Raw genomic sequence first — 513 nt, 5'->3', positions numbered from 1 at the left:
ACTCATGCGTGACTGGCATCTCACCGTCAGTCGATACGCTACTTTTGTCTTTTGCTTCTTTTTTTAGCTCTGCATAGTTTGTTAGTTGATTGACAGCGTTTTCGAGCGTATGTGGATTATCGCGCTCTTGAGCTTCTGATAGGTGCTTATCAAATACATCGGTCAATAATGAATCAAAGCGCATGGCATTGTACTGAATCAGTACTTCTGCTTCTTCCTCGGTAATACCGCCGTTTTGGCTCGCATGTACCACATGGTCTTCGAAGGTAAGGCCTTCAAAGCTATCCTGATGTTCTGCCTTTTTGAACTTCTGCCACAGTGGTTCGATCTCAACCAAGGTCTGATAAGCATGCTCCATACGGCCCGTTACATCATCTGGGTCGGTATTGTAATAAACCATGGTTTTGAGATAGTCGCGGAATGGATTGGCAGCAAAATCATCCATAAAAGTATCACCCAGCTGACGTTTTAACTCATCACTTGCTGGCGTAAAGATACGTCCACTTGGGAAAG

The 513-nt window shown here is 44.4% G+C and carries 1 protein-coding gene; it reads right to left on the bottom strand.

The window, feature by feature from the left end; all coding sequences use genetic code 11:
- Positions 1-513, bottom strand: a 513-nt coding sequence (locus ACS8FC_RS21015) for an acyl-CoA dehydrogenase domain-containing protein (RefSeq protein ID WP_439298209.1), incomplete at both ends; no start/stop codon positions are given.

Source organism: Psychrobacter sp. 1Y4, assembly GCF_051847555.1.
Note: the sequence above shows the minus strand (reverse complement) of the source record. Positions and strands in the feature narration are given on the sequence as shown.